Consider the following 26,192-nt stretch of genomic DNA (forward strand, 5'->3'; position numbering starts at 1 on the left):
AACGTTTGTGCCTGATCGAGCGCGGCATAGGACGTTCTGCGCCACGGCAGTCTCGGGCCTGGTCCGCTGCGCCGCGCGTTCTCGATGCTGCTGTACGACGATGCGGGTCGAGTCTGTTGCAGCAGCGTGCGGTGTGATCGTCAGCGGGTCGGCTGGTGTGTTGATGGCCGATCGCGGTGTCAGTGCGGGTGTCAGGTGTGTGTCAGGCCGGTGTCAGTCGGCGCGGGGACAGTGTGTTCATCGAACAAAACGATCGGCACCGATGGTTTAGTGCCACCACTGATTTCGAGGAGTACACGACATGTCTGTCACTATCACCCTGATCGATCAGGACAAGAGCACCTTGCGCATCGCTGCCTATGGGGCTGTGGCGTTGATGGCTGCTTCGGGTGTGCCGCACAAGGGCATCTCGTATGGTTCCATCGCGCTGACTTCGGCGACCGGGCTGGTCGGGCATGTGTTGGCCGCCAAGTCCAAAGACATCCATTTGCATGGCAAGTCGGTCGCCGAGCTGGCCGATCAGGTGCTGCCGAGTCTGACTGCTGCCGTGAGGCTGCTGGGTACGCAGCATCCGGAGGAGGTCGACAACTTCCGCGCTACCGTCTTGGTGGCTGTGGAAGCCGCGGCCGGGTTCGGCAAGGGCGAGCCCGGCCCTGTTGTGGCTGTGATGGCGCGCAAGATCACTGCGGCCCTCGACGCCTGACGGGCCCGGTTCGGTGCGGCTGGTCGCGGGGTCCTGACCGGACCCCGCGACTCGGCCACCGACCGTCGAAATTCAGATGCGGCCGTCGATCGCGTTGTGGACCGACGCCGTCTCGATCTGCGAGAACCGTCAGACCGGTCACGCGAACCAACGAACGACCTTTACAGTCCCTCGTCGAACGGGTACCGGTCGTGTAACGCGGACCGGTCGCCGGCAAAGTAGTTCAGGACGAGGTCGTCGGCGACTTGGACCAGTACATCGCGACCCTCGACGGCGGATGCCCACTCCATCGGCAGCCTGGACACACCATAGGCGGCGCCGATCAGGTTGCCGGCGAGCGCACCGGTGGAATCGGAGTCACCGGAATGGTTCACCGACAGCAGCAGCGCTGCGCGTACGTCGCTGGTCCGGACCGCGTGCAGAGCGCAGTACACCGCGATGGCCAGGCACTCTTCTGCGATCCACCCCGCGCCGACCTGCTCGACCTTTTCAGCGGTCGCGACGCCCTCGGACAGTTCGACAGCTCGGTTCAGTGCCGCTATGGTTTCCGTACCTGCGGGGAACGCCGCGAGCTGAGTGATGGTCTGCTGCACGGCAATCGGCAGTTCGACACCGCTGATGACGCGATCGATCAGTGCGGCGAACGCACCCGCGGCGAGGTATCCGGTGGGATGCCCGTGGGTCAGCTGCGCGCTGCGAGCAGCGGTGGTGAATGCGAGATCAGTGCCGGCGCCAGCCAGTCCGAACGGCGCTGACCGCATTACCGTGCCGCAACCTTTCGAGCCTGGATTCACCGGACCGGGTTCGTCGAGCATGCCCGGGGCGAGATACTTACGTGCCTGCTGGTTCAGCCCGGACATACATGCATTTCCTGGCGCCCGTGCCACATACAGAAACGGCTGACTCGCCAGCCAGCCATCACTGTCTGGTGCGGGAGCATCTTGTCTCTGGGTCTGCAACCAACGCAGATATGCCTTCCGCAGCGCCGGTACAGGGTCAACACCCGGAACGGACCGCAACAGACCCTCCGCGGTGAACAACGTCATCTGGGTGTCATCGGTCACCTGCTGCGGCGCACCCGCGTCATGCTGCGGCAGAAAACCCTGCACACCCTCGGCTCCATACCGCTGGCGAATCTGGGCCAGTTGCAAGAATTCGATGGGCCACCCGAGCGCGTCACCAATCGCCCCACCCAGCAGCGAGCCCCGGACTCGGTCGAAGACCAGTGTGTAATCACCCACGGGACACCATCATTGCGTATCCGGTCGGTGCGAATTCCACCCAGCCACCTCTGGGATCCGCGGACGGTCCTGGCTGCGCGCGTATGGTCATCAGCAGGTGCAGTGGGTCATGGAAATTCACGGACGTCGACCACATCGAAGCCGACGGACCGGGCGGCGGTTTCGAACATTTCCTGCCACTGGTCCACGTCGGTGCTGTCTATCAGGGCATCGGGCATGACCTCGACGCTGATGGACCACCGGTTTTCATCGTCGCGCCACAGCTTGGCCAGCACCGAGGCATTCCCACCCGCGCTGAGCTCACGTGCACCGAACTGCACGGCATCGGGGTCATCGAGACGTCCACGGCGGCTCAGACCGAGGGTGTCACGCAGCTGTTCCAGTCGATCGTGGTCGAGCTCCCCCGAAAGGCTCAGCAGCAACCGGCGTTTCGGCCTGACCGGGAGTTCCCGATCTGTCGCCGATCCCGCCTCGTCGGGAGTTGGTTCCAGTCCCAGTAGGGGAAGGGCGAGGTCGGCGTTGCCCTTGTTCTCGTTCCACGCCTTATAGGTCAACCGTGCGGGGGTCGCTATCCCGAACGCATCCCGTAAACCGGACGTGATCATCGTCGCCAGCCTGCGGTAGTCGGCCCGTGGCGCGGGCCACGCCACGTTGTATGACCAGTTGTAGTCGTCGCGCCCGGCAGGTGGTTCCCAGCCCAGGTCGGCGATGTGCTGAAGGCCCGCTGCGTCTGCGCGCACCTCGGGGTCCAGCATGTCGGGGCCGGGGAGTTCGGCGCACAGCTCGGTATCGGTCTGATAGAACTGCGTGTACCGGCGCCGATCCGGGTTCGGTACAGCTTCCCTGATGGACACAACCGCGCCCGCGGGCAGCAACGCCAACTGGTCGGCCAACCTGTCGGTGAACTCGTCCCAGCCGGTCATGACCGTTCTGCCTCGGCGAGCGCTTCGCCCTCGTCGTCGAGAGCCAATTGCTCGTTGGGCACCAACTCCAGGTTCACCACGTTCGGAAGCGCCCTCAGCATGAGCGTCTGCTGCGGCCCGGCCCACCGCACCTGGGGGTATTCACCCGGGATCCGCATGGTTGGTGCACCGAGCGCATCAGTAAGCGCACGCGTCATCCGCACGAACGCATTCCACACGCTGTCGGCCTCATCGGAGGCGCTGTCGGTCACCGACTGCACGATGTGGTGGGCTTGCCCGTCCCAGCCGTCGACTCCACCGCTATCCAGCCCGAATCCAACGTCAACGCTTACCGAATGTGGGCCGATCCGCTCTATGCGCCAACCGAATTCCGCCGCCAGGTCCTGCACATCAGCCAACCACCACGACCAATGCAACGACCGCAATCGCAGCGCGAGCACGACAATCTCGGCGTCGCTCAGCGCCCGCCAACCCGTCATAACCTCGTCCTATCATCACTTTCGAATACGGCCAGTCCGCTCTCGCCCACGCTCGCACGTTCACGCGCCGGGCCTGATCCGCAAATACCAGCTCCTGGTCGACGGCGTTATCAATCCTCCTGGTCGAGGGCGCTGAGCCAGTCGTTGGTGACCAGCTGTAACCGGACCGTGTGGTGGAAATCGAGCAGCCGCAGGGTTGTTTCCGGACCGGCCCAGCGGATTTCGGGAATCCAAACGTCGAGGCGATCGGTTCGTTCGCCGATGGATCTGGTCAATACGTCCGCCATCCGGGCAAAAGCCGCCACTGTGCTGTCGCGACCGTCCGATGTATCAGCCGCCTGGGTACTGACGGTGACTTCGATGCGTACCGCGTCGCCGTCGAAGCCGATGATATCGACGGTGTCGGGGCCGAGACCGGAGGCGAACTGAACCCGGTCCGTTGAGTGGATCTTGGGTTCTTGCCAACCGAATACGGTCACCAAGCGCAGCAGATCGTCCATTCGCCATGACCAGACCAGCGTCCGCAGTTTCTCGGCGAGATCGGCGATCTCATTGTCGGACAATGCCTGCCATCCGGATGGCCGCGGCATCGGCTGTGCGACGGGTATGTGGTCGGCGACGAAGAGGGGTTTCGACGCAGGTCGGCCCGCGCGGGGCGTCGACAGCGATTCGGTGGCCGCCGCATAGTCGAACGTCAGGTCGTCTTCGGAAGTGATACGGGCTCGCGGTGCTTCGGGGGCCGGTGTGCCGAAAGTGAGGGTGGCACCCCACATTCGTGTTCTGGATTCTTCCAGAATTTTGCGTGCGTGCTCCAGTGAGGCCGGGCTGGGCGGTGCGTCGCTTACCGTTGCGTCTGCTGACAGATGCCGATCGATGACAGTCAGTCCTGCTGCGCGGCAGCCGACTTCGACGAGCCCGATCAATGTCGCGATGTCGAAAAAGGGGAGGGCATCAATGGTGATGGACCATTCATCGGCGCCGGTGCGCAGCAGCGTGATAGTGGAGGCACGAATTGAGGGGTATCGCGGGTGGTTTCGGATTCGGCACCCCAATTCGCTGCCCACTGCATCCTCGGCAGCTCCCGATGGAGTAAGCCCGATGACCGCTCGAAGTTCCTCGAGTTGGGCTAGATCGAGCCGACCAGTAGTGACCAGGCGAAACCGCCGCATCAGCTTCATTCAAGGCCTCCCGATGTTGCCTTCACGACTGCACTACCAGGCGCTCGGGTGTTGCTCCGCTGTCCAGCCACGCAACTGCGATCTTTCTGGCAACGGCCCGATAGAGCATATCGTCGGCGCCGTTCTCCGACGCGATTACCTCGGTGGCCTTGTACAGGACCAACGTGTACTGACTGCCTGAATATCGGTGTACCGGTAGCGAACACGCGCCTCGTCTTCTTCGATTTTCTCGACTTCTGCGTATAGCGCCAAGGTCATAGCCTCCTTATCTCCAAAGCTCGGATGACAACCGATCAATCCTGACGTGCCAGCCCGAGCAGTGGCAGGTGGAGGTCGCGTTCGTCCGCGCCCTTGTTCCACGCGGTGTAGGTCAACGACCCCGGGCCGGCGATTCGGAACGCGTCACGCAGTCCGGTCACCACCATTGCCGCCAACTGGCGGTATATGGCTGAATTGACCGGCCATGGCAGTTCGATCCACCAGTAGGGGCCGTGGTCGGCATCGGGTTCCTGCCAGCCGGTCTCGATGATCAGGCGGTGACCCGTTTCGTCCGGCCGTGCGGCGGGTTCGAGGAACTCATCGCCTACCAATTCGGCCAGCAGCTCACTGTCGGTCTGCGCGAACTGCGCGAACCGCTGGTGGCCTGGAGGAGGTCCCGCTTCGACGATCTTCACAATCGCGCCTGCGGGCAGTACCGCTAACTGCTCGGCCAGTCGCTCGCTGAATTCTGTCCAATCCGTCATAGCAGGCCCTGCCGTTCGAATTCGATGGATCTGTCGAGAGCCGCCAGTGAGGCGTTCGTCTGATACGTCAGCTGGACAGTATGTGCGAGGCTCAGATTCTTCAGGCGCAATGTTGTTTCCGGGAAAGCCCAACGGATTTCCGCGGCTTCCCCCGGCATGCGGGCGGATGGCTCGCCGAGAGCGCCGGTTATGGCGCCGGACATCCTGACGAACGCGTCACGCACCAATGCTCGGCCGGTCGCGTCCTCGCTCGCGGAGTCCGTCACCATCAACTCGATGGACTCTGCTACCCCGTCGCGGCCTGTTACTGCACCGCTGCTCAGCCCGAAACCGCAGTCGAGCATGACCCAATCCGCTCGGGTCATCAATACCTTCCAGTCGAACTTTGTCGCTATAGCGGGCACCTCTTGCAGCTGCCACGACCAGTCCAAGGTCCGCAAGCCGGTAACCAATTCGGCTATCTCGTCATCGGTCAGCGCACGCCATCCCATGATGGATTCCCCTTATTCATATCGCCGGATCAGGCGGCCGGTACTACGTGAAGACCGGAGTTGCGATCATCGCCACCCGATCGATGTCACGGTCATGGCCATTCATTCGCGTTGGCGCAGAGGCGCGCTTCAGCAGCAACAGCCCCTGTGCATCCGGATCTATCTCGGGGCCACTGGATCAGTTGATGGTGTGTTCCTCGCTCAACGGGCTACCGTTCGCATCGACTTCCTCATAGTCGATACTGAATTCGACTGCCGCGTTTCTGCACTGTTCGGCAAGTTCATGGAGCCGGGCCACGGCGGCCTGGACGGCGCCATCGATATGGCCTTCGAGGAGGAAGTAATTGGGGGGATTCTGCGGTGATGCTTCATAGCAGAGCAGTTCGAAGTCGTCTGTTTCGTAATGCGTTTCCCATCCTCGACGAGGCCGCACAAGTAGATCGTCGGTCGATAGCCACGATCTCAATATCTGCTCGACAATTTCCGGATTATCGGTTTCGAGGCTTCCGTGAAACGACGTACTCGGCACAAATTTACTCCAATCTCACCGAGTTTCTTTCCATGCTCCAGATAGTCCTCCCCGGCATGAGCTGTCTCGAAACCAGCACCCGCGATACATGTCGCGTGCCCCTGGGTGGCATGAACGGCCGGCTCGATCGTGCTTGCCATACCAAGCGCCGACTCCGGGACGAAAAGCACTGCCCCTCCTGATTTTCCGATGTCACCCGCAGAATGCCAACCCATCGAAACGGTCAGCTTCATGATCATGACACATCCGGGGTGTTCCGTGGCGACGGTATCGATCCCGAGGCGCGTTTCCACTACGGCGACTTCGTCAGTGCCGCAGTGGGTTTCAGTGCTGTGTATTTGTAGTCTTGTGAGTTCGTGCCGCTATCGCTGCCTACAAAACGCACGGCGGTCGGCTAGTTTGGTGGTCGATACCCGTTCGGCGATCAGGAGATGCCATGGAACTCAAAGCGGTGCTGGGGCCTGTTGCGCGCGGATTCAATGCAGGGGTCATGGCGTTGACCAAGGCACCATGGATCGGGCCTCGGGTGGGCCGGGCGATCACCGAGATCACGTACGTCGGCCGACGTTCCGGACACACCTTCAGCACACCGGTGGGCTTTCGACGCTCTGGCGACGAAATCACCATCGCGGTCGGCATGCCGGACCAGAAGACTTGGTGGCGCAACTTTCTCGGCGCGGGTGGCCCCATCTCGCTGAAGCTGGACGGCGCCGAACGGTCCGGGCACGCGGTCGCCCGTCGCGATGACAAGGGCCGCGTCAGCGTCATTGTGCAGTTGAACCAGGTCGATTAGCAGGGGGAGTTCGGCCGTTCCGCGAATGCGTCCTGATGGCGCGGGTTCGCGCAGGGGTTGGTGGCCGGTGCGGGCATCGTTGTGCTGTGGTCCGATGAGTTTTGAGCGCGTAGGGCGTCTACCTGGTCATGAGGAAACTGATCTATGGGTTCGGCGTGTCCCTGGACGGCTACGTCAACGACCGCGACGGCAGCATCGACTGGACGAACCCGGACGACGAGCTGCACCAGTTCCACAACGACAGGTACCGCAAGATCGAAATCTCACTGCACGGTCGTCGGCTGTACGAGCTGATGGCCGAGTACTGGCCGCACGTGCCCGAGGACGCGCCGCGAATCCAGCGCGAGTTCGGCGGGCTCTGGACGGAGAAGCCCAAAGTCGTCTTCTCCCGGACGCTCACCGAGGTCCAGTGGAACAGCACCCTGGTCAGTGCGAACGCGGTGGAGGAGGTCCGCAGGCTCAAGGCCGGAGGCGATGGCGTCATGGAGGTCGGTGGCGCGAGCCTCGCGGCCTCGCTGATGCCACACGGGCTCATCGACGAGTATCAGCTGTTCGTCTCGCCCGTGGTGCTCGGCGGCGGCACACCGATGTTCCCGTTGCTGGACAAGCGCATCCAGCTCCGATTGGCCGAGACGAAGCACTTCAACGAGGTGGTGATGCTGCGCTACGTCGTCGATTGACACCCCTTCAACCGCAGTAGCCCCGTTCGAGCGCGACCGTCACCGCAGCGGTGCGATCGTCGATGTCCGCAAAGTACATCCGAACGTGGGCGCTGACGAACTGTGGCGCTGACCGGTGGCAGTGTCGTGCCGTCGTGACGGTCGTCTATCTGACGGCAGCGGCTCTGAGGAGACCCTCCGCCGTCGGGCTGTCGGTCACCAGGGTGTTCACGTAGCCTGCGCGCGCCGCCACGAGGATGGAATCCACCTTGTCTTGGCCGATGGCCACGCCGATTGTGTGCGGAATGCGCGGGAGGTCCTCTAACGGGATGGCGATGAGGCGCTCGAACCCACTGGACTCGATCGGCGCTCCGTCAGGTCCGTAGGGCCGGGCGCAGATGTCACCGACGGCGTGCTCGAGCGTTGCCTCCCGCGCCGAGATAACGCTCGGCAGCGACGAGCGGTGCAGCGGTGGCGCACCGATCCCGAGTAGTGCGGCACGCGCAGACCGCCACAGTTGCTGGACCCGTTGGATCTGTGGGTCGCTCATCAACGCTTCGTGCAGGGTCGGGGTCGGCATGGCTGGGGCGTACAGCATGACAGGGACTGCGCCGACCCGCAGCGCCAGCGCTCGCGTGATCTCGTTCGACTGGTAGTGCGCCTCCGGCTCTTCCATACCGCCGACTGTCGGGCACAGTACGACGCCGGGCAGCGGCGGGAGATCATGCCGTGCGACCGCGAATACCGTTGCGCCGGTTGACACCAGAAGCGTGTCGCCGGGGCGCAGTTGCGATTCGGTGAGCGCGTCGGCGACGCGGGGAGCGAGCAGCGTCCCCAATTCCACACCCGGGGACTCCGGTGTCACGTATGCCGCAGTCAGTCCCAGCGCCTGGCGGAGATCATGCTCGAGGTCGGTCAGCGCCCGCTTCTCCGGGTTGCGGATCGTGACTTGGACGATGCCGGTCTCGCGCGCCTCGGCGAGGAGACGACTCACGGTCGCACGGCTGGTGCCGATTTGGTGTGCGATTTCGGCCTGAGTCGCGTTGTCCAGGTAGTACAGCCGCGCCGCCTGGTACACCAGCCCGGGAGGAAACCGGCGGCGGGTGGCCGCATCGATACTCCCGGCTGCTCGGTCTCTCATCGGCATCCTCCTTCCGCGCGAATCGGGTGTGCAGATGTTCAGAGTATTCGATCGGGTCTGAACATTTGTGCTGTACATTTGTTCACCGATGTCTATAGTGACATAGAACACGCCCCCCACGGGAGGTGGCAGGCAGAAGGAGTCACTCGTGACTGATCGACAACGCACCCGTTCAGCCGTTGGTGCTGGTGACACGATGCAGGCAGTCGTCTGCCACGGTCCCGCCGATTACCGGCTGGAGAAGCTACCGGTCCCATCCCGGAGACCGGGAGAAGCACTCATCCGCGTCGAGGCCGTCGGCATTTGCGCGAGCGACCTGAAGTGCTACCACGGCGCATCGAAGTTCTGGGGTGACGAAAACCGGGCGGCATGGGCGGAGACGGAGGTCGTACCGGGGCATGAGATCACCGGGCGGATCGTCGAGATCGACGATGCCGCTCGCGAGCGCTGGGGCGTCGAGATCGGCGACCGCATCGTCGTCGAGCAGATCGTTCCGTGCTGGAACTGCCGCTACTGTGCCGAGGGCAACTACCACATGTGTCAGGTGCATGACATCTATGGCTTCAAGCGCGCGACCCACGGCGGCATGCAGGAGTACATGGTCATCACGCAGGGTTCGCTGGTCCATCGGATCAGCGCTGATATTCCGCCTGCGCACGCGGCCTTCGCGGAGCCGCTGTCCTGCGCACTCCACGCCGTCGAACGGGCCGACATCACGTTCTCCGATGTGGTTGTCGTCGCCGGGTGCGGGCCCATCGGCCTCGGCATGGTCGCGGGTGCGGCGGCGAAGTCTGCGGCCCAGGTCATTGCTCTGGACATGGAACCGCGCAAGCTGGAACTCGCGGCGCGCGCCGGGGCCACGATGACGATCGACATCAGCAAGCAAGATCCCGTTGCCCGCGTCCGAGAACTTACCGGTGGTTATGGCGCCGATGTCTACCTCGAGGCGACCGGCCACCCGTCGGCGGTGATCCAGGGTCTCAACCTGCTGCGCAGGCTCGGTCGCTTCATCGAATACAGCGTCTTCAAGGAGGCGGTGACCGTCGATTGGACGATCATCAGCGATGACAAGGAACTCGACGTGCGCGGCGCCCATCTAGGACCGAACTGCTGGCCTGCTGCGATACGGCTCATCGAGAGCGGAAAGCTCCCGCTCGACGACATCTGCACCCACCAGCTGCCGATTGCGGAGTTCGCGCGCGGACTCGACCTCGTCGCGTCGGGCAAGGACTCGATCAAGGTTTCACTCATTCCCTGATCGGTCGGCTCAGGCTGACGGAAACGATCGGCTCGCGAGTGGCCGAACCATGCTCGCTCACTGCCACCCGGACCCACATCAGATCGGAAAGACATCGTAATGAACGTTATCAAGACCACCCGGGCTGCCCTTGTTCTCGCTATTGCCCTCACCCTGCCGCTCGCGGCGTGTAGCTCGGGTAAGAACGCCAAAACCGCTACCGGCGGTATCGATGGCGCGAAGATCGCCTTCCTCATGCCGGACCAGGCATCGACCCGGTATGAGCAGCACGATGCGCCGGGCTTCAAGGCCGCGCTCGGCAAGGTGTGCGCGAGCTGTACGACGCTCTACAACAACGCCAACGCTGACGCGGCGAAGCAGCAGCAGCAGTTCGACGCCGCGATCTCGCAGGGCGTCAAGGCCATCGTGATCGATCCGGTCGACTCCACGGCCGCGGCCTCCATGGTGTCTCGTGCACAGGCCAGGGGAATCAAGGTCGTTGCCTACGATCGGCCCATCCCGGACGCGAAGGTCGACTACTACGTGTCCTTCGATAACGAGGCCATCGGTAAGGCAATCGCCGAATCGCTCGTCAAGCACATGAAGGACACCGGTGTCCCGACCGACAAGGGGATCCTCGAGGTCAACGGCTCACCGACCGACGCGGCAGCAGGCCTGATCAAGAAGGGCATCCACGAAGGCCTCGCCAGCGGTGGGTACGCGACACTCGCCGAGTACGACACCCCGGACTGGGAGCCGACCGCCGCGCAACAGTGGGTCGCAGGCCAGGTCTCCCGATTCGGGGCGCAGATCGGCGGGATCGTCGCGGCCAACGACGGGACGGCCGGTGGCGCCATTGCCGCGTTGAAGGCCGCGAACGTCAAGCCTATCCCGCCGGTTACCGGTAACGACGCGACCAACGCGGGGCTGCAGCTCGTGATCTCGGGTGACCAGTACAACACGATCTCCAAGCCCAGCGAGATAGTCGCTGCCGCAGCAGCTGAAGTGGTCGTCGACCTCGTCGAGGGCAAGCAGGTCGAGGCCGTCGGTGGCGGCAACCTGACAACCGTCTTCACGGCCCCGACCATGCTCTTCGTGCCGAAGGTCGTCACACGGGACAACCTCAAGGCCGATATCGTCGACGCCAAGATCAACACCGCGGCGGAGCTGTGCACCGGTGCCTATGCCGCTGGATGCACGGCACTGGGGATCTCCTGAAACCGCCTCCACGTCACCGATAGAGTTCTTATGACAGTCACGGCAACATCGTCCACGACGCCGGTGCTCAGCCTTCGCGGTATCGGCAAGACTTTCGGCGCGGTCTCCGCGCTGGCCGACATCGACATGGAAGTCCACGCCGGTGAGGTGGTCGCCCTCGTCGGCGATAATGGGGCGGGTAAGTCCACCCTGGTCAAGGTCCTGTCCGGTGTTCATCAGCCCGACTCTGGTGAGCTGTTCTTCGACGGGAAGCCCGTCGCGATTCCCTCGCCGAACGCGGCACTCGAACTCGGCATCGCGACTGTTTTCCAGGATCTGGCGCTCTGTGAGAATCTCGACGTCGTCGCCAACCTGTTTCTCGGGAGAGAGCTCGGTAGGACCCGGCTCAGCGAGGTCGAGATGGAGACCCGGTCCTGGGAGCTGCTCGGGGAGCTATCGGCTCGGATCCCGAGCGTTCGCGTCCCGATCGCGTCGCTGTCGGGTGGTCAGCGCCAAACCGTCGCTATCGCCCGGTCGCTACTGGTCAACCCGCGGCTCATCATGCTCGACGAGCCGACTGCCGCCCTGGGGGTGGCGCAAACCGCGGAAGTGCTCAACCTGATCGAACGCGTGCGCGCCAAGGGGCTCGGCGTCATCATGATCAGTCACAACATGGAGGACGTACGGGCGGTCGCGGACCGGATCGTGGTGCTGCGGCTCGGTCGCAACAACGGAACCTTCGGTCCGGATGTGAGCAACCACGAGCTTGTCGCGGCGATCACGGGCGCCACGGACAACGTCGTCGCTCGTCGATCGGCCCGGCGAGCGGTCGAGATCGACGCGGCTGTTGCGAACACCGCAGAGGAGCTGTCATGAGTCAGACGGAAACGTCCACGAAGTCCGAGGCGGCCGAGCGCACTGAACTCGACCGCCAGGACAGCCGAGTAACCGTCGGTGTGGGCGGCGTCGGCGCGATGATCACCGGATTCGGTCGCCGCGTGCGCTCCGGTGATCTGGGAGCGCTGCCTGTCCTCGTCGGTCTGGTCGGCATCGCTGTTGTTTTCCAGACCCTGAACCCGGTCTTCCTCACCTCGACGAACCTGGTCAACCTGCTATACGACAGTGCGGCCGTCGGAATGATCTCCCTTGGCATCGTGCTGGTCCTGATTCTCGGGGAGATCGACCTGTCGGTGGGTTCCTTGAGTGGTCTGTCGGCGGCGTTCCTCGGGGTCTTGTGGGTCAACAAGGGCTGGCCCATGCCGGTGGCCGTCCTAGCGGCTCTGCTCAGCGGTGCGCTGATCGGGCTGCTCTATTCACTGGTCTATACCCGATTCGGGATGCCGAGCTTCGTTGTGACTCTGGCCGGGCTGCTCGCCTTCCTCGGACTTCAGCTGCAGTTGCTCGGCAGCCACGGATCGATCAACCTCCCATACGGTTCGCAGCTGGTGACCTTCGGCCAGCAGCAGTTCCTCCCACCCGCTGTGGCTTATGTAATCTGCGTCGTCGCCGCGGTCGGCGTGCTCGTCGCGGGTCTGGCGAATATCCGAGAACGGGCGCGCGCCAATCTATCTCGGCCGTCCGTGCAATCCCGGGTGATCAAGAGCGGTGCGCTCCTGGTCGTCTTCCTCGCCGCCGCCTGGTACCTCAACCAGGACAATGGAGTGCCGTGGATGTTCATGGTCTTCGTCATCGCGGTCGTGGTGGTGAACTATGGCCTGACCCGAACCCGCTGGGGAAGGCACATGTTCGCGGTCGGCGGCAGCGTCGAGGCCGCGCGCCGAGCCGGTATCAATGTCAACCGGGTCTATACGTCCGCGTTCGTCCTCACCGGCACGCTCGCGGCGCTCGGCGGTATTTTCATGGCGGCCCGGCTGGCCTCGGCTAGCCAGAGTGCTGGCACCGGCGATGTCAATCTCAATGCCATCGCCGCAGCCGTCATCGGTGGTACGAGCCTCTTCGGCGGTCGAGGATCGGCGTATTCAGCTCTGTTGGGGATCCTCGTGATCCAGTCCATCTCGAATGGATTGACATTGCTGAATCTGTCGTCGGCCCCGCGGTTCATGATCACCGGTGCTGTCCTTGCCCTGGCGGTACTCATCGATTCATTGGCGCGCCGCTCCCGCGTCTCGCACGGACAGGCATGAGCTCCTCGACATCCTCCGGAAATGTCAGTAGGGCCTCGACTTGCATGTCGGGCGAACATCCGTCCGGCATGTGCGGAGTCACTCGGTGAAGGGAGACTCCTGGATGGCGGACAGCGTGTGCACGAGCGGTTTCGTCGCTCCGTACAGGCTGTCGTAGACGCCGAACAGGTCGTCGTAAAGTGTCCGGGTGCGGGGGTTCGGTTCGATGAGCTGACCGACGGTCGCCCAGTCGGTCTCCGGTGCGACCAGGCCGGTTCCGATCGCGGCGAGCAGTGCGTCGCCGTAGCTCGCGCCCACCGTTTGGGTCGGCACCACCTGGGGTCGGCCGACGACGTCGCTCACGATCTGAGTCCACAATCCACCCTGCGTTCCGCCGCCGACAGCCACGAGTCGTTCGATCGGGGTCTGCTCGCTGTCGAGGAACTCGATGATCTGCCGGATGCCGTAGGCGATGCCCTCGTATGCGGCACGGAAGAGGTGCCCCCGTCCGTGCCGCAGGCTGAGTCCGGCGACGACGCCACGCGCTCTCGGGTCGAAGATCGGCGTGCGCTCACCAGCGAAGTACGGCAGGAGTACCAGGCCGTCGGATCCAGGCGGCACCGCCGCCGCCTCGGCGATGAGCTGTTCGAACGGCACGTCCCCGGTCAACTGCTGAACCCATGACGTGAGCGACCCTGAGGTCGACATTCCCGCGGCGAGCGTGAACTGCCCCGGCTCGATGCCAGAGGTTGTCCATAGCAGCGGGTGGGTTTGGAGGGTGGGAAGTACCTGGACGAAGAACATGGTCGAGCCGTACATCAGCATCACGTCCCCCGGTCGCCGCACCCCGGCGCTGAAAGCCTCGCTCCAGGCGTCGACGGTACCCGCGCAGACGGGGGTACCGACGGGCAGACCCGTCTCCTCTGCGGCCGCTGACGTTATCGCGCCCACAACCTCATGCGGCCAAACGATCTGCGGCATCTCGAGATGCCCGGCGATATCGCCGATCCAATCCTGGGCCCATTCCTGCCCGCGCAGGTCGTACAGCGGGTCACTCTGGCTGGCCGTATGGTGGTCGAGCACGTAGGCCCCGGTCAGTTTTGCGACGGCATATGAGCTGGAGTTGTACCACCGGGTGGCCCGTTTCCACACGTCGGGCTCGTGCCGCGCCACCCACAGCATTTTCGGTCCAACTGCTTGCGTCGACAGAGCTTTACCGCAACGCTGCAGCACTTGGTCGGCACCGAGTCGCTCGGTGAGTTCAGTGATCTCCGCCGTAGCCCGCATGTCGATTCCGTAGAGAATCGCCGACCGGACCGGGCGCAAATCCTGGTCACACAGCAGCAGGCACGGACCGACCCCACTGACGCATATGCCAGCCAGACGATGCTCGCCGATATGGGGAACGAGTTCCCGGCATACCTCGACCAGATCGCCCCACCAGATGATCTCTGCATCGACCTCTGCCCAGCCCGGCCGAGGAAGGCTCATGCCGTGTTTTCGGACCGCCGTCGCGAGGATCCTGCCGTCGCTGGTTGTCAGCACCCCCTTGGTGCTGCCCGTACCCATGTCGACACCAAGCAGCAGATCCGACAACCCAGTCACCCGCACTTCCACTCATTCCCGCGCGTTCGGCATCAGCGTAATGGAGTCGGGCGGCGGATACCGGACCGTTCCCGTCGTCCAGCTCTGGTTTGCTTCGGTCCGGCGCGGCCCACCTCTGGTAGCGCCCCAGGGGCGCCCCCCGAACGTGTGCGGGAGTTCAGCACGGTGATGGCCAGCCGTGACGGCCTGGCACGGCCATCGTTACATCTGGCCGTGGCGAACCGGGCCGTTTGGTTCGTAGGTGCCGAGGACGATGCCGAGATCGGTCACGGTGAGCTCGACAGGGCGCATCGTCGCCGGGCGGATGCCGTCGTTGAACAGGCGGCGACCGGAGCCGAGCAGCAGCGGAAATGTCATCAGGCGGAAGCGGTCGACGAGCTCGTGCTGCAACAGCGTCTGGAGCAGTTTGCCGCTTCCCCAGATCTGCAGTTCGTCGCCGGGTTCGTCCTTGAGCGCCCGCACTGCCGCGACGAGGTCGCCGGTCAGCAGGTGAGCGGTGTCGGGGTGCTCGCCGCGCCATGTGGCATCGGCTTCGCTGAGTGAGTTGGACACGACGTATTTGGGCAGCGAGTTGATCGCCGTGGCAATGGCGTTGTCGGGGTCGGTTTGATCGGGCCAGTAGCCGCGGAAGATGTCGAAGGTTCTGCGTCCGAACAGGAACGCGCTGGCGTGGCTGTTGAGTTCGGTGACGAACTCGCCGACGGCTTGGTCCGGAAACGGGGCCTGCCAGCCGCCGTGGGTGAAGGCGTCGCTGGGATCTTCCTCAGGCCCGCCGGGGGCCTGCATCACGCCGTCGAGGGTCAGGAACGTCTGAACGGTGAGCTTCATATGAATCCAGACGGAGCGGCGCACCGATTCTGAGCGGTCTCGGGTCGGCCGATCCAACGACAGCGACCGCGGCTTCATCGCGGTCGCGGCGTGGATCGGCCTCGGTTCAGCGCGTGGCGATAATTGCCGAGCCGTGACCGAACAGGCCCTGATTCACCGCGATGCCCGCACGGGCGTTCTCCACCTGGCGGCCGTCGGCTCGGCCGCGCAATTGCCAGGTGAGTTCGCAGATCTGAGCGATCGCCTGCGCGGGGATCGCCTCACCGAAGCAGGCAAGACCGCCACTGGGGTTCACCGGCACGCGTCCACCCAAAGTTGTTGCGCCGCTGCGCAATAGTTCCTCGGCATCGCCCGTGTCGCAGAGCCCGATGTCCTCGTACCAGTCCAACTCCAGAGCGGTCGAGAGGTCGTAGACCTCCGCGAAGGACAGGTCGGAGGGGCCGAGCCCGGCCTCCTCGTACGCGGCGTGCGCGATGGCGGAACGGAACGCTCGCGGCGGCGCGTCAACGGCCACGGCGGAGTCCGTCGCGAAATCCGGCAGGTCGAGGACGGTTTTCGGGAATGTCGGCGTGACCGTCGACAGCGCCCGGATACGGACCGGGTCGGTGACGCCGCGGCGGCGGGCGTACTCCATCGACGTCAGCACCAGTGCCGCACCGCCGTCACTGGTCGCGCAGATGTCGAGCAGCCGCAGCGGGTCCGAGACGATCGCCGAGGCCGCGACCTCCTCGGCCGAAACCTCCTTGCGGTAGCGGGCGTACGGGTTGTTCAGGCCGTGCTTGGCGTTCTTCACCTTGACTGCGGCGAAATCATCGAGTGTGGCGCCGTGCAGTGCCATCCGGCGGCGGGCATAGAGCGCGAAATAGATGGGGTTGGTGGCACCGAGCAGGTGGAAGCGCAACCAGTCCGGATCGTCGCGGCGTTCGCCGCCGACCGGCTGGAAGAAGCCCTTCGGGGCGGCATCCGCGCCGATCACCAGCGCGACATCGGTCAACCCGGCCAGGATCTGGGCCCGCGCATTGGCGATGGCCTGCGCACCGGAGGCACAGGCGGCGTAGCTGCTCGAGATCCGCGCACCCGACCAGCCCAACGCCTGGGCGAATGTCGCACCGGAGACGAAGCCGGGGTATCCGTTGCGGATGGTGTCCGCACCGGCGATGTAGCCGACATCGAGGTGGTCCACCCCGGCATCGGCCAGCGCCGCGCGCGCCGCGACCAGTCCGTATTCGACGAAATTGCGCCCCCATTTGCCCCACTGGTGCATGCCGGCACCGAGGACGGCAATGTCGCGATCATTCGTGTCAGGCATCGACCGGCCTCCACATCCACACCGTATGCTCCGCTTCCTCGTCCTCGTACAGCACGCCGACCGTCAGTTCCACCGGCATGCCGACGGCCAGGTCGTCCACGGTGATGCCGCGCACGACCTGCCCGAGAATCACCATCTGCTCGACCTCGAGCTCGACCGCCGCGACGACATACGGCTCGAACGGATCGGGGGAGACATAGGGCGGGGGCGGCTTGTACCGGGCGTCCGCGTATGACCAGATCCGGCCACGCGTGGAGAACAGGTATTCGACCAGTTCGGAGCCGTCCTTCGGGCTTGCGCACTGCGGGTTGCGACAGGCCAGCGTGTTCCGCGGGAAATACGGTGTGCCGCACACATCGCAGCGACTTCCCACGAGACGTACCGCGCCGTCGTCCGCAGTGAACCAATCTGCCACCGCGGGGCGTTGTTCTTTCTGCACGAACCCGACGTTATAGGAACATGTTCTATTTTGGGACGGAACTCGGCACCGGCGATGTACGCGCGGCGGTACGGTGAGGCGAACTGAGGACGCGACGAGACCTCGAGTCGACCTGGAGTACCCGATGGGCACCAAAGCCATTTACCCGCAGTCGATCCGCAACGTCACGATCATCGGGGACCCCGACGAGACGACGCGAGTCGTCCACCGCCTGTTCCACCGTTTCGCCGGGAGCGGGTCCGGCACGGTCCATTGGGTGACGGGCCGCGTCGATCACACAATCCATATCGCCGAGCTGTCCAGCCACGCGCCGATCGCGGAGCTGGAGCGGTCCATCCGGGTAGCCGACGGGGTGATCGCGGTCGTGAACACTGCCGTGCGGAGCACCCCGCGACTCGAGACGATACTGCGGGTTGCCGACGACCATCAGGTCGCACGGCTGTGTCTGATGACCGGACTCGACCATCCCGCCGCCGACTTCGACCGCTGCGTCCACACGATCGCCGAGACGCGCGGGGCGGTGCCGTTGACGCTGCAGATTCCTATCGGCATCGGCACCGATTTCGAAGGCGTCATCGATCTGGTCCCGATGTGGGCGCTCGAACCGATGGCCGCCGAATTCTACGGCAGCCATTGGAAAGTCGCCGAGCAGTGGTACCGCAAGCTCGTCGCCACAGTGATGGAACAGGACGCGGCAGATTCGCTCGGCCTTCGAGTGATCCCACCCGAACAGTTGCACGAGCGCATCCGCTGCCGCACGCGCATCGGCGACGCCGTGCCTGTCCTGTGTGATGCCGCGCCATGGAGTGACGACATCGCCCCGCTCCTGGACGCCATCGTTCGGTATCTGCCGTCTCCGCTGCACGTCTGTCAACCGGAACACGCCCTGGACCATTGACGGACGCTGGCATAGTCCACGATATTGATTCCGGCACAACGGAATCGGCGAATGCGAGTTCAGGGTGCCGCAGCCCTGGCCTCTGTGCCGACGCAGCGGGCAGTCGCCATCGTGCGGGCAGTGGTCGTGGTACTGGGGTCGCTCGTCGCCGGGTTCCTCAGTGGGGACGACGAATACGATCTGGATCGGCGATTGCAGTATCAGGAGTGCATCACCCGGGAGCAGGCTCGCATCGCCCGCGACGGCAGCCTTCTCCAACCCGAAGACTTCTGCAACCTCTACCCTGGCCGCTAGCCGAGATCGGCATGTGCGGGATGTCCTGAGCCGCAGCACATCTGGGTCAGTGCCGCTTCAGGGTGCCGACACTCAGCGATCCGCTCGCCGTGGTCCGCAGCTTCTTCTCTTCCGCACGGACGTAGCTGACGGGATCCTTGTCGACGGGCTGGACTCCGGCGTAGTTGCGCGCCTCGTAAGCGGCGAAGGCCACGGCCAGCTGATGGCGGCGCGGCAGCCCCGTCAGGCGGCGGAAGTCGGTGAGGCCCTCGCGTTCTTCTTCGGCCATGTGATCGCTGTTGGCGTAGTTCGCTGCCGCGACGGCCGCGTACCAGTCATCGGTACCGACCTGATGACGCGCCACTTCGGCGATAGCGTCCCTGATCTCGTTGTGGTCGTGGATAGCGTCGAGTGTCTCGTCCTCCACCCCCGCCGCGCGCCGGGCCGCGATACCCGCCTGCAGCAGTGCGGGGTAGAAGATCTCCTCCTCCGCCTGCGCGTGCAGCTCGAGAAAGGCGGCCAGCCTGTCCCAGATCGCGGAGAGCACGCCGGTCTCGGCGCGATCGATCTGCTCCAGTATCGCGAATAGTCGCCGCTGTTCATGGTGGTCGTCGAGGATCAGCTCGGTAATGTCCACAATTCCTCCCTGATACCGCACTTCAGGTCAGCGCTGAACGCCAGGGCAGGCCGCCCCCTCGGGGCAGCTGGCATATCCCTCAGGGAGCCGACGATAACGCACCCTCCAGCTGCTCGCGTCCGGTTTACCGAGCGCCTAGCGACGTCAAAGCTTTTCGACGGCTGCCAATGGTTCATGCATGACTCAGGTTTGTATTTCGATGTGGACACGATATCGAGGACTCTCACTTCAGCTCACCGCGCCCAGCACAGACTCGAACGGCTCCAAAGATCCAGTGATCACCTTTCATGCTTGGACACCTGTATAGGTTTGCTGACTCGAAAGGAACTGCGAATTGGGCACTCTGGGTACTCCACTCAAGAAGATCGTCCTCACCAGCGCGATTATCGGCGGGACCGGCATGGCATACATCGGCCAAGCGTCCGCCGCTACCGATCAGGAATGGGACAGCCTCGCCGCATGTGAGTCGGGTGGTAATTGGAGTAGCAACACCGGCAACGGGTTTCAGGGCGGCCTGCAATTCTCGCCGGGCACCTGGGCTGCGTATGGCGGTGCCGCGTATGGGCAGACCGCCGACAAGGCGACCCGTGAGCAGCAGATCGCCGTCGCCGAGCAGGTACTCGCCACTCAGGGCTGGGGCCCTTGGCCGGGTTGTTCGTCAGCGCTCGGCCTGCGATGAAATAGCAGAGCTGGAGTAGCCGCAGCCACGCCGGTCAGTGGCAACCGCCCTTGCGAGTGACATCGGCAAGCAGGTCGGTGAGCGCTCCTTACCCCACCCCGAGCCCGCTTCCTGGGTCGCCCGCGTGGCCGACCTGGTCTCTCGGGGCGGGTGACGGCGGATAGTCGTCGACGGTCATCGCGTTGTAGAGACGTGCGCTCTTGGTGGTTAGGCGGATGAAGGCGCGGCTGAGCCCCGCCGGCAGGGCGGAAATCAGACGGCTGCCCTGGACCAGTCCCGATACGCCGAGGCGGGATGTGGGGATCAGGGTCTTCGCCGCGCTCAGCGCGACCGCGTGGCTGCCGCGCACGTGTTCCGCCATCGCGCGCTCGTAGGCGGGGAAGGCGCGCTCGTAGTCGCCGTCCGCGCGGGCCAGCTCCCCGGCAAGGATGTACGCGCCGACGACGGCCAGAGTGGTGCTGCCGCCGACGGCCGGGCCGGGGCAGTAGCCCGCGTCGCCGACGAGCGTCACCCGCCCCCGCGACCAGGTGTCCATGCGGAGCTGGGTGATCGAGTCGAAGTAGAACGCCGGGGTGCGGTCCAGTTCGTCCAGCCAGCGGTCTACCTCGGCGTGCATGCCGCCGAACGCATTGCGCAGCAGGTCTTTCTGCCGTGGCACGTCACGGTGGTGGTAGTCGAGCTCGTGCTCGCTGCGGAACAGGAACAACGCCCGCGCGTCGCCGAGGTGCCGTGCGCCGTACATGCCCGCGGTGCGTCCGACGCCGACGTGGATGCGGACCTCGCCGTCGAGCCCGAAAGCCTTGGGCAGGGTCAGCACACCGAGGTAGGCGCCGATGAATGCGCTGAACCGGGACTCGTCGCCGAAGACGAGACGGCGCACGTTGGAATGCAGTCCGTCCGCGCCGACGACGAGGTCGAAGCGGCGCGGCGCGGCGTTCTCGAACCGCACTTCGCCCTCAGGGGAGATCGCGGTGATCGAGTCGCCGAAGACATACTCGACGTCCTCGCGCGCGGCGTCGTAGTAGATCTCGCTCAACTCGTCACGCATGATCTCGACGTGTCGGTCGGAGGTGGCGCCGAAGATCTTGGACAGGTCCACCCCGACCGGACGCCGTGCGCCCTCGCGGTACAGAGTCATCCGCTTCGTGCCGGTCGCCCGCTGCTCGACGCGTGGGAGCACGCCCATCTTCTCCGAGATGTCCACCGCGGGCCGGAACAGATCGACCGCATGGCCGCCGGTCTTGCGCAGCGCCGGAGCGCGCTCGATGACGGTGACCGAAAAGCCGTGCCTGGTGAGCCAATACGCCAACACCGGACCGGCGATACTGGCACCGGAAATGAGAATCCGCATGAGCAGTTTCCTTACTTGACGAGAATTCTTGATCGACGGCATGAGCTTGCCGAGCGGCATTGTCTCGGAACGGCTTTCGACGCCCGTGCGTCCAGTGCCGCCTCGATCTCCGCGCGCGAGCGGGCGCTGTTTTCGGCGCGGAGTACAGGTGAAATCACCCTCTAACTGTCGCCGCTGGCGCGAACAGTGTCTTGAACAAATGTTCCCGAGACTCCAGCATGTGAGGGTGCGCTTCACACGGCCGGAACCTGCCTTCGACGAATTGAAATCGGCGGCATGGGCGGGCGTGCACTGCCGCTCGGCGCAGGTCTCCACCTACCAGGGATATCGGTAGCATGCTCACCTACGCGCTGTGTGGGTTACCCACTGGCCCAACGTCATTCGGAAATAACGATGACGAACACAGCAGCTAGACCTCGGCGTTGCGACGCGCGATCTCGGCAGATCGCAGGGCGCGGCCGACACGTCCGAGCCACCTGGCTTCGTCGAGCAATGTGTCGGTGCCGCCTTGTTCAGTAGACAGGGTCATCGTCGTGTTGTGCTGGGGCGGGTCGCCTGCTTGCTTCGCCGTGATCGCGGACGCGATGACGGCCGCCTCGATCATCGGGCCGCGCTCATCGTCCGGTAAGCCGAGTGCGTCGTACCGGTCGGCGGCGAGTTGTCGCGCCCGTGGATCGGCATATCCGCGCAATGCCAGTTGCGCGTCCCGAATGTCGACGACCCGGCGACAGAGCCGAAATTCAGCGTCCCGCAAAGGATTCCATTCGCGGCTGGCAGGCAGCGGCACAACGCTCGTCGTCCCGGTCGCGGAAGTCAGGTGCCAGCTCAGCTCACCGAGTTGTCGTTCAGCTCGGTGGCATCGGTAAGCGTGCAGCAGCGCGCCCAGAAACTCGCCCCCCGATGGCAGTGCCATCCCGGTGATGACGATGAGCAGTCCGGCTACGGTGAGTAGTCCGTCCACGGTGGCATACACCGGCCGGGCCTCGTGGCCGAGATCGACGACGACCAGTACATATCCGAGGAAGGCCAGGCGCGCGATCACGGCGATGCCGCCTAGTGCGATAACCCGAAATCCGATGCGTAGCCACGGCTTCGCGGTGAGCGCGGCGTAGCGGAACCCGAACACTACCGCCGCGACGGCGCTGACACCGACGTAGCAGATGAACAGATACCGATATTGGGCATCATTCGCTGAGGCCGGTGGGAAGGCGGCGAACAGCAAGACGACCGCGCCGACGACAACTCCGAACCCCGCGTAGCACAGCGGGGATCTGCGCCGCGCGATCTCGGTCGGTGTCGTGAGGTACACAAACCATATCTGGCTCGCGCACACCGCGAGCATTGCCGTGATGTCACTGAGCAAGATGCCGATTGTCCGAACATGGGTGTGCTGGTCGATGGCATCGGATTCGAGCCAGAGCATCATGGTCGCCAGGATCGCGGCAGCGAAAAGCGCACTCGCACGGTGCATCCCGTTATCCGGATCCCGCATGATGTCGCGCGCCTTGATGGCCAGGACTGCGCCACAAGCGAACGCCGTGAGCAAGATCAGCAGAATCGGGTCGGGGGTCACAGTGATTTATCCAAGCGGCGGACTATGTCGGCGATCGCCGGATCGGCGGCGACGGTGACCGGCTGGCTCGACCGGTGCGCGCGCCGCAGGAGCAATGTCGCCGTCATCTCGGCCTCGGTTTCCTGCTCGGTCGACCCGCAGGACCTGGCGAGCACCTGGCCTTGGATCTCATCGGCGATGTGCACGAACATGCAGTGCCGTCGATCATCGCTGATCGGTTGACCGCGGTGACCGAAGAGGAGATGCGCGAATTCGTGGAAGATGATCTGCTGCCGGTGAATCGGGCTGGCGGACTCCTCGTAGATAACGGAGTGTCCGCGTTCGTCGGTGATCAGCAACCCGAGTGGACTCGCTGGCGGCAACGCCATCGGGATCAGTTCGATCCGTCTGCCCACATGACTCTCCAGACGCTCGCACACATCGCCGATACCGAAACGAGCCGGTAGCGAGAGCGTATCGATTCGCCGTTCGCAGCGCTTCCGCAAATCAGTGGTCCGCATGGGGCAGTCCTTGCTGGGTGGAGGTTTTCGTGTGCTATTGCTCGCCGGGGCGGCCTGCGGGTAGTCGCTCCAATCGGCGAAAACGGTTGATCACATCGGTGAATCGAGCCTGGTCGCGGGTCATCGCGGCGGCGACCTCCTGGTTGCCGAACTCGCGACCGTCGGGCCTGCGCACGACATCGAACAGATGGGTCGATTTCGACGCCAACGTCGAGACTGGGTGGTCCACCGATCGCCCTTCCGTCAACTGGAATGGTTGCGAACCATTATCACTTGACAACCGTTGACAGGACACGCCAGACGTGGCAATAATCAGCCGCATCAACTGGTGTGAACAAGAGTCGGCAACCAATCACGAGTGTTGACGCGCCGGTAGATGCGTTATGTCTTGGCGAGAGGACCGGCAGTGGGCAGCAGCACCCCCGGAGGTCGACCGTCGGCAGGTCCTCGGTTCACCGCGGCATTGCTCGACACCGGCGCGAGAAGGCCACGGCCCTGGTTGTCCACCCAACACAGTCCTGCCCCGCGGCCGGTCGGGACCGGCGGCGCCCGTGTCGGTCGGCTACGAAAACTGCCGGTCCTCTTGGCTCCGATAGTGATTGCCCAGCAGGAAGACCGGGCGCCGAATCGCATCGGCTCCGATGCAAGAAGGATAATATGAATTTCAACGAGCTGGACTCGATCGCCTGGGAAACAATAGGTGGAAATCAGTCTTGTCGGAGATGCATCGGCACAGTTCGTGGCATCCAGGTGTGGCGATGAAGGACTATTCCCAGCAGATACTGAGTGGCGAGGGCGATAACGACTATGCCCGTTACATGCGTACCGATCGACTGCTGGATCTGCAGCGTCGGTCGGACGAGATGGTGCACCGTGACGAATTACTGTTCCAAATCGTCCATCAGTCGACCGAGTTGTGGCTCGAGCTGGCCTGCACCGAATTACGCAAGGCGGCCGACTATATCGATGATGCCGATCTGAACAACGCGATCGCGCTGTTGAACCGAGCGTCTCTGGCAATGGAACTCATCACCGACCAGCTGGAGATGATGCGCCATTTGTCACCGTGGGACTTCCAAACTATCCGCACCGTTCTCGGCCACGGTTCGGGATCCGATTCTCCGGGCTGGCTTTCGGTGCGGCGAGATAGTCGGGCCATCGGGAAATCGTTCACCACATTCGTGCAGAATCGGGGTATCGACCTTGTCGAGGTATATCGGGCCGAGCAGCAGTCCGAAATACACCGCCTGGCCGAGGCGCTGATCGAATGGGACGAGCGAGTATCTTTATGGCGGGTGCGGCACTTCAAGATCACCGCCCGGTTGATCGGACATCATGCGACCGGCACACAGGGCACGCCGGTCGCAATGCTGACCAAACTGATCGCGCACAGGCTTTTTCCCGAGCTATGGGAAATCCGGAGTTTCCTTACCGAGACCGGGCCGATGGCGCAGGCGAATGCCGAGCTACCCGGTAACTTCGGCAATGAGTAGTCGGCCGATGTCTGCCGAGGCATTCCGGTCTCACTTTCCGATGTTGCAACGCGCGGTACATCTGGCAAGTTGCAGCGTTGGGGCTCGTTCGGTGGAGCTCGATGATGCCTTGGCTCGGATGCTGGCGGAGATGACCCTTCCCGGCGCGGCTTGGGAGGCATTCGAGAACCAGATCAGTGTGGCACGAAATCGGTTTGCGGCACTGATCGGTGCGCGGCTCGACCAAGTGGCGATAGTTCCCAACGCATCGATCGGCGCCTTCCAGGTCGCTGCTACGCGAAGCTGGCGAGCTCGCCCTCGTATCGTTACCACGACGGCCGAATTTCCGTCTATTGCCCATGTCTGGCGTGCCCAGCGGCAGTGCGGCGCCGAGGTTGTCGACGCCGGTCATACCGTGGATAGTTTCACAGCGTTCATCGACCGAAAAACCCGCTTGGTTTCGGTGCCTTTGATCAGTTACCAGCACGCCGTGCGGATGCCGGTCATGGAAGTAGTCCAGGCCGCGCACGCGGCCGGTGCCGAAGTCTTCGTCGACGCCTATCAGGCGGTCGGTGTGGATCCCGTGGACGTCGAAAGCCTCGGCTGCGATTTCCTGGTTGCGGGTACTTCGAAGTACTTACTCGGCTTGCCCGGCCTCGCTTTCCTCTACGCCCGTGCGCCTGAATATTCCGACCACCTACCGACTTTGACAGGCTGGTTCGGGCGAGTCGACCCATATGCATTCAACTCCTTCCAATTGGATTTCCCCGAAACGGCGACGCGATTCGAAACCGGTACACCGGCGGTGCCTGCATGTTATGCCGCCGTGGCGGGGATACAGCTTGTCGGTGAGCTGGATCTCGGACTTGTTCGCAATCATGTGGGGCGCCTGGGCGAACTGGCTCGCGAGCAATTGAGCGAACAAGGCGAGCGTGTGTGCGCCGTCCCGCTCGAGCGCCGTGGAGCGCATATAGGAATTGTCGACGCCGACCCCGCCGGACTGAGTCGCCGACTTGCCGGACACCACATCGCGGTCAGCCCACGGCAGGACGTGGTAAGGGTGTCATTTCACTATTACAGCAATGTTGAGGACATCGCCGCCCTATGCGCGGCCCTGCGCGAAATCCGGCGTTCTGAATTTTTCTCTGCATAGACGGAAAGGCTCTGATGTCCACTGCTGAAGTCATGTCG

General features: G+C 63.9%; 28 protein-coding genes and 1 pseudogene. 12 read left to right on the forward strand and 17 right to left on the reverse strand.

What is annotated here, in order from left to right:
* Nucleotides 1-301 precede the first annotated feature (301 nt).
* Nucleotides 302-703, forward strand: coding sequence for a hypothetical protein (locus ACQP1T_RS10470; protein WP_433759740.1), 402 nt, complete (start codon nucleotides 302-304; stop codon nucleotides 701-703).
* A gap of 161 nt (nucleotides 704-864) precedes the next feature.
* Here the strand turns inward: ACQP1T_RS10470 and ACQP1T_RS10475 are convergent, their stop codons facing one another.
* The 7 genes from ACQP1T_RS10475 to ACQP1T_RS10505 form a co-directional block, all read right to left on the reverse strand.
* Nucleotides 865-1,944, reverse strand: coding sequence for an ADP-ribosylglycohydrolase family protein (locus ACQP1T_RS10475; RefSeq protein WP_433759741.1), 1,080 nt, complete (start codon nucleotides 1,942-1,944; stop codon nucleotides 865-867).
* Between the two features lie 107 nt (nucleotides 1,945-2,051).
* Entirely contained in the window at nucleotides 2,052-2,867 is an 816-nt protein-coding gene (locus tag ACQP1T_RS10480; RefSeq protein WP_433759742.1) for a TY-Chap domain-containing protein, read from the reverse strand.
* Nucleotides 2,864-3,346, reverse strand: a complete 483-nt coding sequence (locus ACQP1T_RS10485; RefSeq protein ID WP_433759743.1) for a DUF6301 family protein — start codon at nucleotides 3,344-3,346, stop codon at nucleotides 2,864-2,866. Before ACQP1T_RS10485 ends, ACQP1T_RS10480 begins: the two co-directional genes overlap by 4 nt.
* Before the next feature lie 110 nt (nucleotides 3,347-3,456).
* The gene (locus ACQP1T_RS10490) at nucleotides 3,457-4,524 is read right to left on the reverse strand and encodes a DUF6301 family protein (RefSeq protein ID WP_433759744.1); all 1,068 of its coding nucleotides are present in this window, start codon (nucleotides 4,522-4,524) and stop codon (nucleotides 3,457-3,459) included.
* A gap of 293 nt (nucleotides 4,525-4,817) precedes the next feature.
* Nucleotides 4,818-5,267, reverse strand: coding sequence for a TY-Chap domain-containing protein (locus tag ACQP1T_RS10495; RefSeq protein ID WP_433759745.1), 450 nt, complete (start codon nucleotides 5,265-5,267; stop codon nucleotides 4,818-4,820).
* Nucleotides 5,264-5,758 (reverse strand): DUF6301 family protein, encoded by a 495-nt coding sequence (locus ACQP1T_RS10500; RefSeq protein WP_433759746.1) that lies wholly within the window; start codon nucleotides 5,756-5,758, stop codon nucleotides 5,264-5,266. Before ACQP1T_RS10500 ends, ACQP1T_RS10495 begins: the two co-directional genes overlap by 4 nt.
* A gap of 178 nt (nucleotides 5,759-5,936) precedes the next feature.
* Nucleotides 5,937-6,287, reverse strand: a complete 351-nt coding sequence (locus ACQP1T_RS10505; RefSeq protein ID WP_433759747.1) for a hypothetical protein — start codon at nucleotides 6,285-6,287, stop codon at nucleotides 5,937-5,939.
* Nucleotides 6,288-6,723: 436 nt separating this feature from the next.
* On the opposite strand from ACQP1T_RS10505, the gene ACQP1T_RS10510 reads away from it, so the two are divergent.
* Both ACQP1T_RS10510 and ACQP1T_RS10515 read left to right on the forward strand, forming a co-directional pair.
* Nucleotides 6,724-7,080, forward strand: a complete 357-nt coding sequence (locus tag ACQP1T_RS10510; protein ID WP_433759748.1) for a nitroreductase/quinone reductase family protein — start codon at nucleotides 6,724-6,726, stop codon at nucleotides 7,078-7,080.
* Nucleotides 7,081-7,208: 128 nt separating this feature from the next.
* A complete protein-coding gene (locus ACQP1T_RS10515) occupies nucleotides 7,209-7,760 on the forward strand; it encodes a dihydrofolate reductase family protein (protein WP_433759749.1) in 552 nt (183 codons plus the stop codon).
* Between the two features lie 145 nt (nucleotides 7,761-7,905).
* Here the strand turns inward: ACQP1T_RS10515 and ACQP1T_RS10520 are convergent, their stop codons facing one another.
* Nucleotides 7,906-8,880, reverse strand: coding sequence for a sugar-binding transcriptional regulator (locus ACQP1T_RS10520; protein WP_062984870.1), 975 nt, complete (start codon nucleotides 8,878-8,880; stop codon nucleotides 7,906-7,908).
* Nucleotides 8,881-9,076: 196 nt separating this feature from the next.
* Between ACQP1T_RS10520 and ACQP1T_RS10525 the strand changes: the two genes are divergently transcribed.
* The 4 genes from ACQP1T_RS10525 to ACQP1T_RS10540 all read left to right on the forward strand — a co-directional run bounded on the left by ACQP1T_RS10525 (nucleotide 9,077) and on the right by ACQP1T_RS10540 (nucleotide 13,458).
* A complete protein-coding gene (locus tag ACQP1T_RS10525) occupies nucleotides 9,077-10,138 on the forward strand; it encodes a zinc-binding dehydrogenase (protein WP_433762131.1) in 1,062 nt (353 codons plus the stop codon).
* Between the two features lie 99 nt (nucleotides 10,139-10,237).
* Nucleotides 10,238-11,335, forward strand: a complete 1,098-nt coding sequence (locus ACQP1T_RS10530; RefSeq protein ID WP_433759750.1) for a substrate-binding domain-containing protein — start codon at nucleotides 10,238-10,240, stop codon at nucleotides 11,333-11,335.
* A gap of 30 nt (nucleotides 11,336-11,365) precedes the next feature.
* Entirely contained in the window at nucleotides 11,366-12,190 is an 825-nt protein-coding gene (locus ACQP1T_RS10535) for an ATP-binding cassette domain-containing protein (protein WP_433759751.1), read from the forward strand.
* A complete protein-coding gene (locus tag ACQP1T_RS10540; RefSeq protein ID WP_433759752.1) occupies nucleotides 12,187-13,458 on the forward strand; it encodes a sugar ABC transporter permease in 1,272 nt (423 codons plus the stop codon). Before ACQP1T_RS10535 ends, ACQP1T_RS10540 begins: the two co-directional genes overlap by 4 nt.
* Nucleotides 13,459-13,536: 78 nt before the next feature.
* On the opposite strand, the gene ACQP1T_RS10545 is transcribed toward ACQP1T_RS10540, so the two are convergent.
* The 4 genes from ACQP1T_RS10545 to ACQP1T_RS10560 all read right to left on the reverse strand — a co-directional run bounded on the left by ACQP1T_RS10545 (nucleotide 13,537) and on the right by ACQP1T_RS10560 (nucleotide 17,618).
* Nucleotides 13,537-15,042: an FGGY-family carbohydrate kinase gene (locus ACQP1T_RS10545; RefSeq protein WP_433759753.1), complete on the reverse strand. Its 1,506-nt coding sequence runs from the start codon at nucleotides 15,040-15,042 to the stop codon at nucleotides 13,537-13,539.
* 201 nt (nucleotides 15,043-15,243) lie between these two features.
* Nucleotides 15,244-15,870 carry a dihydrofolate reductase family protein gene (locus tag ACQP1T_RS10550; protein ID WP_433759754.1) on the reverse strand — a complete coding sequence of 209 codons (627 nt, stop codon included), beginning with the start codon at nucleotides 15,868-15,870 and terminating at the stop codon, nucleotides 15,244-15,246.
* 106 nt (nucleotides 15,871-15,976) lie between these two features.
* Nucleotides 15,977-17,179 (reverse strand): lipid-transfer protein, encoded by a 1,203-nt coding sequence (locus ACQP1T_RS10555; RefSeq protein WP_433759755.1) that lies wholly within the window; start codon nucleotides 17,177-17,179, stop codon nucleotides 15,977-15,979.
* The gene (locus ACQP1T_RS10560; RefSeq protein ID WP_433759756.1) at nucleotides 17,172-17,618 is read right to left on the reverse strand and encodes a Zn-ribbon domain-containing OB-fold protein; all 447 of its coding nucleotides are present in this window, start codon (nucleotides 17,616-17,618) and stop codon (nucleotides 17,172-17,174) included. Before ACQP1T_RS10560 ends, ACQP1T_RS10555 begins: the two co-directional genes overlap by 8 nt.
* Nucleotides 17,619-17,742: 124 nt before the next feature.
* On the opposite strand from ACQP1T_RS10560, the gene ACQP1T_RS10565 reads away from it, so the two are divergent.
* Nucleotides 17,743-18,516, forward strand: coding sequence for a GTP-binding protein (locus ACQP1T_RS10565; protein WP_433759757.1), 774 nt, complete (start codon nucleotides 17,743-17,745; stop codon nucleotides 18,514-18,516).
* A 51-nt stretch (nucleotides 18,517-18,567) separates the two neighbouring features.
* Nucleotides 18,568-18,810, forward strand: coding sequence for a hypothetical protein (locus tag ACQP1T_RS10570; protein WP_433759758.1), 243 nt, complete (start codon nucleotides 18,568-18,570; stop codon nucleotides 18,808-18,810).
* 46 nt (nucleotides 18,811-18,856) lie between these two features.
* On the opposite strand, the gene ACQP1T_RS10575 is transcribed toward ACQP1T_RS10570, so the two are convergent.
* Nucleotides 18,857-19,426, reverse strand: a complete 570-nt coding sequence (locus ACQP1T_RS10575; protein WP_433759759.1) for a hemerythrin domain-containing protein — start codon at nucleotides 19,424-19,426, stop codon at nucleotides 18,857-18,859.
* Nucleotides 19,427-19,760: 334 nt separating this feature from the next.
* Between ACQP1T_RS10575 and ACQP1T_RS10580 the strand changes: the two are divergent.
* A pseudogene (locus ACQP1T_RS10580) lies at nucleotides 19,761-20,099 on the forward strand (transglycosylase family protein); the annotation flags it as partial.
* A 94-nt stretch (nucleotides 20,100-20,193) separates the two neighbouring features.
* On the opposite strand, the gene ACQP1T_RS10585 reads toward ACQP1T_RS10580, so the two are convergent.
* The 4 genes from ACQP1T_RS10585 to ACQP1T_RS10600 all read right to left on the reverse strand — a co-directional run bounded on the left by ACQP1T_RS10585 (nucleotide 20,194) and on the right by ACQP1T_RS10600 (nucleotide 23,758).
* Entirely contained in the window at nucleotides 20,194-21,456 is a 1,263-nt protein-coding gene (locus ACQP1T_RS10585) for an FAD-dependent monooxygenase (protein WP_433759760.1), read from the reverse strand.
* 409 nt (nucleotides 21,457-21,865) lie between these two features.
* Nucleotides 21,866-23,029, reverse strand: coding sequence for an MAB_1171c family putative transporter (locus ACQP1T_RS10590; protein ID WP_433759761.1), 1,164 nt, complete (start codon nucleotides 23,027-23,029; stop codon nucleotides 21,866-21,868).
* Nucleotides 23,026-23,529, reverse strand: a complete 504-nt coding sequence (locus ACQP1T_RS10595; RefSeq protein WP_433759762.1) for a hypothetical protein — start codon at nucleotides 23,527-23,529, stop codon at nucleotides 23,026-23,028. Before ACQP1T_RS10595 ends, ACQP1T_RS10590 begins: the two co-directional genes overlap by 4 nt.
* 34 nt (nucleotides 23,530-23,563) lie before the next feature.
* Nucleotides 23,564-23,758, reverse strand: a complete 195-nt coding sequence (locus tag ACQP1T_RS10600; RefSeq protein ID WP_433759763.1) for a hypothetical protein — start codon at nucleotides 23,756-23,758, stop codon at nucleotides 23,564-23,566.
* 529 nt (nucleotides 23,759-24,287) lie between these two features.
* Here ACQP1T_RS10600 and ACQP1T_RS10605 point away from each other — a divergent pair.
* Both ACQP1T_RS10605 and ACQP1T_RS10610 read left to right on the forward strand, forming a co-directional pair.
* Nucleotides 24,288-25,022, forward strand: coding sequence for a tryptophan 2,3-dioxygenase family protein (locus ACQP1T_RS10605; protein ID WP_433759764.1), 735 nt, complete (start codon nucleotides 24,288-24,290; stop codon nucleotides 25,020-25,022).
* A 91-nt stretch (nucleotides 25,023-25,113) separates the two neighbouring features.
* Nucleotides 25,114-26,154: an aminotransferase class V-fold PLP-dependent enzyme gene (locus ACQP1T_RS10610; RefSeq protein WP_433759765.1), complete on the forward strand. Its 1,041-nt coding sequence runs from the start codon at nucleotides 25,114-25,116 to the stop codon at nucleotides 26,152-26,154.
* Nucleotides 26,155-26,192 lie beyond the last annotated feature (38 nt).

Source organism: Nocardia sp. CA-135398, assembly GCF_050955845.1.
Lineage (GTDB): Bacteria > Actinomycetota > Actinomycetes > Mycobacteriales > Mycobacteriaceae > Nocardia.

Excerpts from the sequence above, each read along its gene's own strand:
- ACQP1T_RS10490 (WP_433759744.1), bottom strand. The coding sequence starts at position 4,524 with ATGAAGCTGATGCGGCGGTTTCGCCTGGTCACTACTGGTCGGCTCGAT.
- ACQP1T_RS10470 (WP_433759740.1), top strand. The coding sequence starts at position 302 with ATGTCTGTCACTATCACCCTGATCGATCAGGACAAGAGCACCTTGCGC.
- ACQP1T_RS10550 (WP_433759754.1), bottom strand. The coding sequence starts at position 15,870 with ATGAAGCTCACCGTTCAGACGTTCCTGACCCTCGACGGCGTGATGCAG.
- ACQP1T_RS10480 (WP_433759742.1), bottom strand. The coding sequence starts at position 2,867 with ATGACCGGCTGGGACGAGTTCACCGACAGGTTGGCCGACCAGTTGGCG.
- ACQP1T_RS10570 (WP_433759758.1), top strand. The coding sequence starts at position 18,568 with ATGCGAGTTCAGGGTGCCGCAGCCCTGGCCTCTGTGCCGACGCAGCGG.
- ACQP1T_RS10565 (WP_433759757.1), top strand. The coding sequence starts at position 17,743 with ATGGGCACCAAAGCCATTTACCCGCAGTCGATCCGCAACGTCACGATC.
- ACQP1T_RS10525 (WP_433762131.1), top strand. The coding sequence starts at position 9,077 with ATGCAGGCAGTCGTCTGCCACGGTCCCGCCGATTACCGGCTGGAGAAG.
- ACQP1T_RS10535 (WP_433759751.1), top strand. The coding sequence starts at position 11,366 with ATGACAGTCACGGCAACATCGTCCACGACGCCGGTGCTCAGCCTTCGC.
- ACQP1T_RS10585 (WP_433759760.1), bottom strand. The coding sequence starts at position 21,456 with ATGCGGATTCTCATTTCCGGTGCCAGTATCGCCGGTCCGGTGTTGGCG.
- ACQP1T_RS10495 (WP_433759745.1), bottom strand. The coding sequence starts at position 5,267 with ATGACGGATTGGACAGAATTCAGCGAGCGACTGGCCGAGCAGTTAGCG.
- ACQP1T_RS10540 (WP_433759752.1), top strand. The coding sequence starts at position 12,187 with ATGAGTCAGACGGAAACGTCCACGAAGTCCGAGGCGGCCGAGCGCACT.
- ACQP1T_RS10515 (WP_433759749.1), top strand. The coding sequence starts at position 7,209 with ATGAGGAAACTGATCTATGGGTTCGGCGTGTCCCTGGACGGCTACGTC.
- ACQP1T_RS10520 (WP_062984870.1), bottom strand. The coding sequence starts at position 8,880 with ATGAGAGACCGAGCAGCCGGGAGTATCGATGCGGCCACCCGCCGCCGG.
- ACQP1T_RS10500 (WP_433759746.1), bottom strand. The coding sequence starts at position 5,758 with ATGGGATGGCGTGCGCTGACCGATGACGAGATAGCCGAATTGGTTACC.
- ACQP1T_RS10605 (WP_433759764.1), top strand. The coding sequence starts at position 24,288 with ATGAAGGACTATTCCCAGCAGATACTGAGTGGCGAGGGCGATAACGAC.
- ACQP1T_RS10485 (WP_433759743.1), bottom strand. The coding sequence starts at position 3,346 with ATGACGGGTTGGCGGGCGCTGAGCGACGCCGAGATTGTCGTGCTCGCG.
- ACQP1T_RS10510 (WP_433759748.1), top strand. The coding sequence starts at position 6,724 with ATGGAACTCAAAGCGGTGCTGGGGCCTGTTGCGCGCGGATTCAATGCA.
- ACQP1T_RS10530 (WP_433759750.1), top strand. The coding sequence starts at position 10,238 with ATGAACGTTATCAAGACCACCCGGGCTGCCCTTGTTCTCGCTATTGCC.
- ACQP1T_RS10595 (WP_433759762.1), bottom strand. The coding sequence starts at position 23,529 with ATGCGGACCACTGATTTGCGGAAGCGCTGCGAACGGCGAATCGATACG.
- ACQP1T_RS10555 (WP_433759755.1), bottom strand. The coding sequence starts at position 17,179 with ATGCCTGACACGAATGATCGCGACATTGCCGTCCTCGGTGCCGGCATG.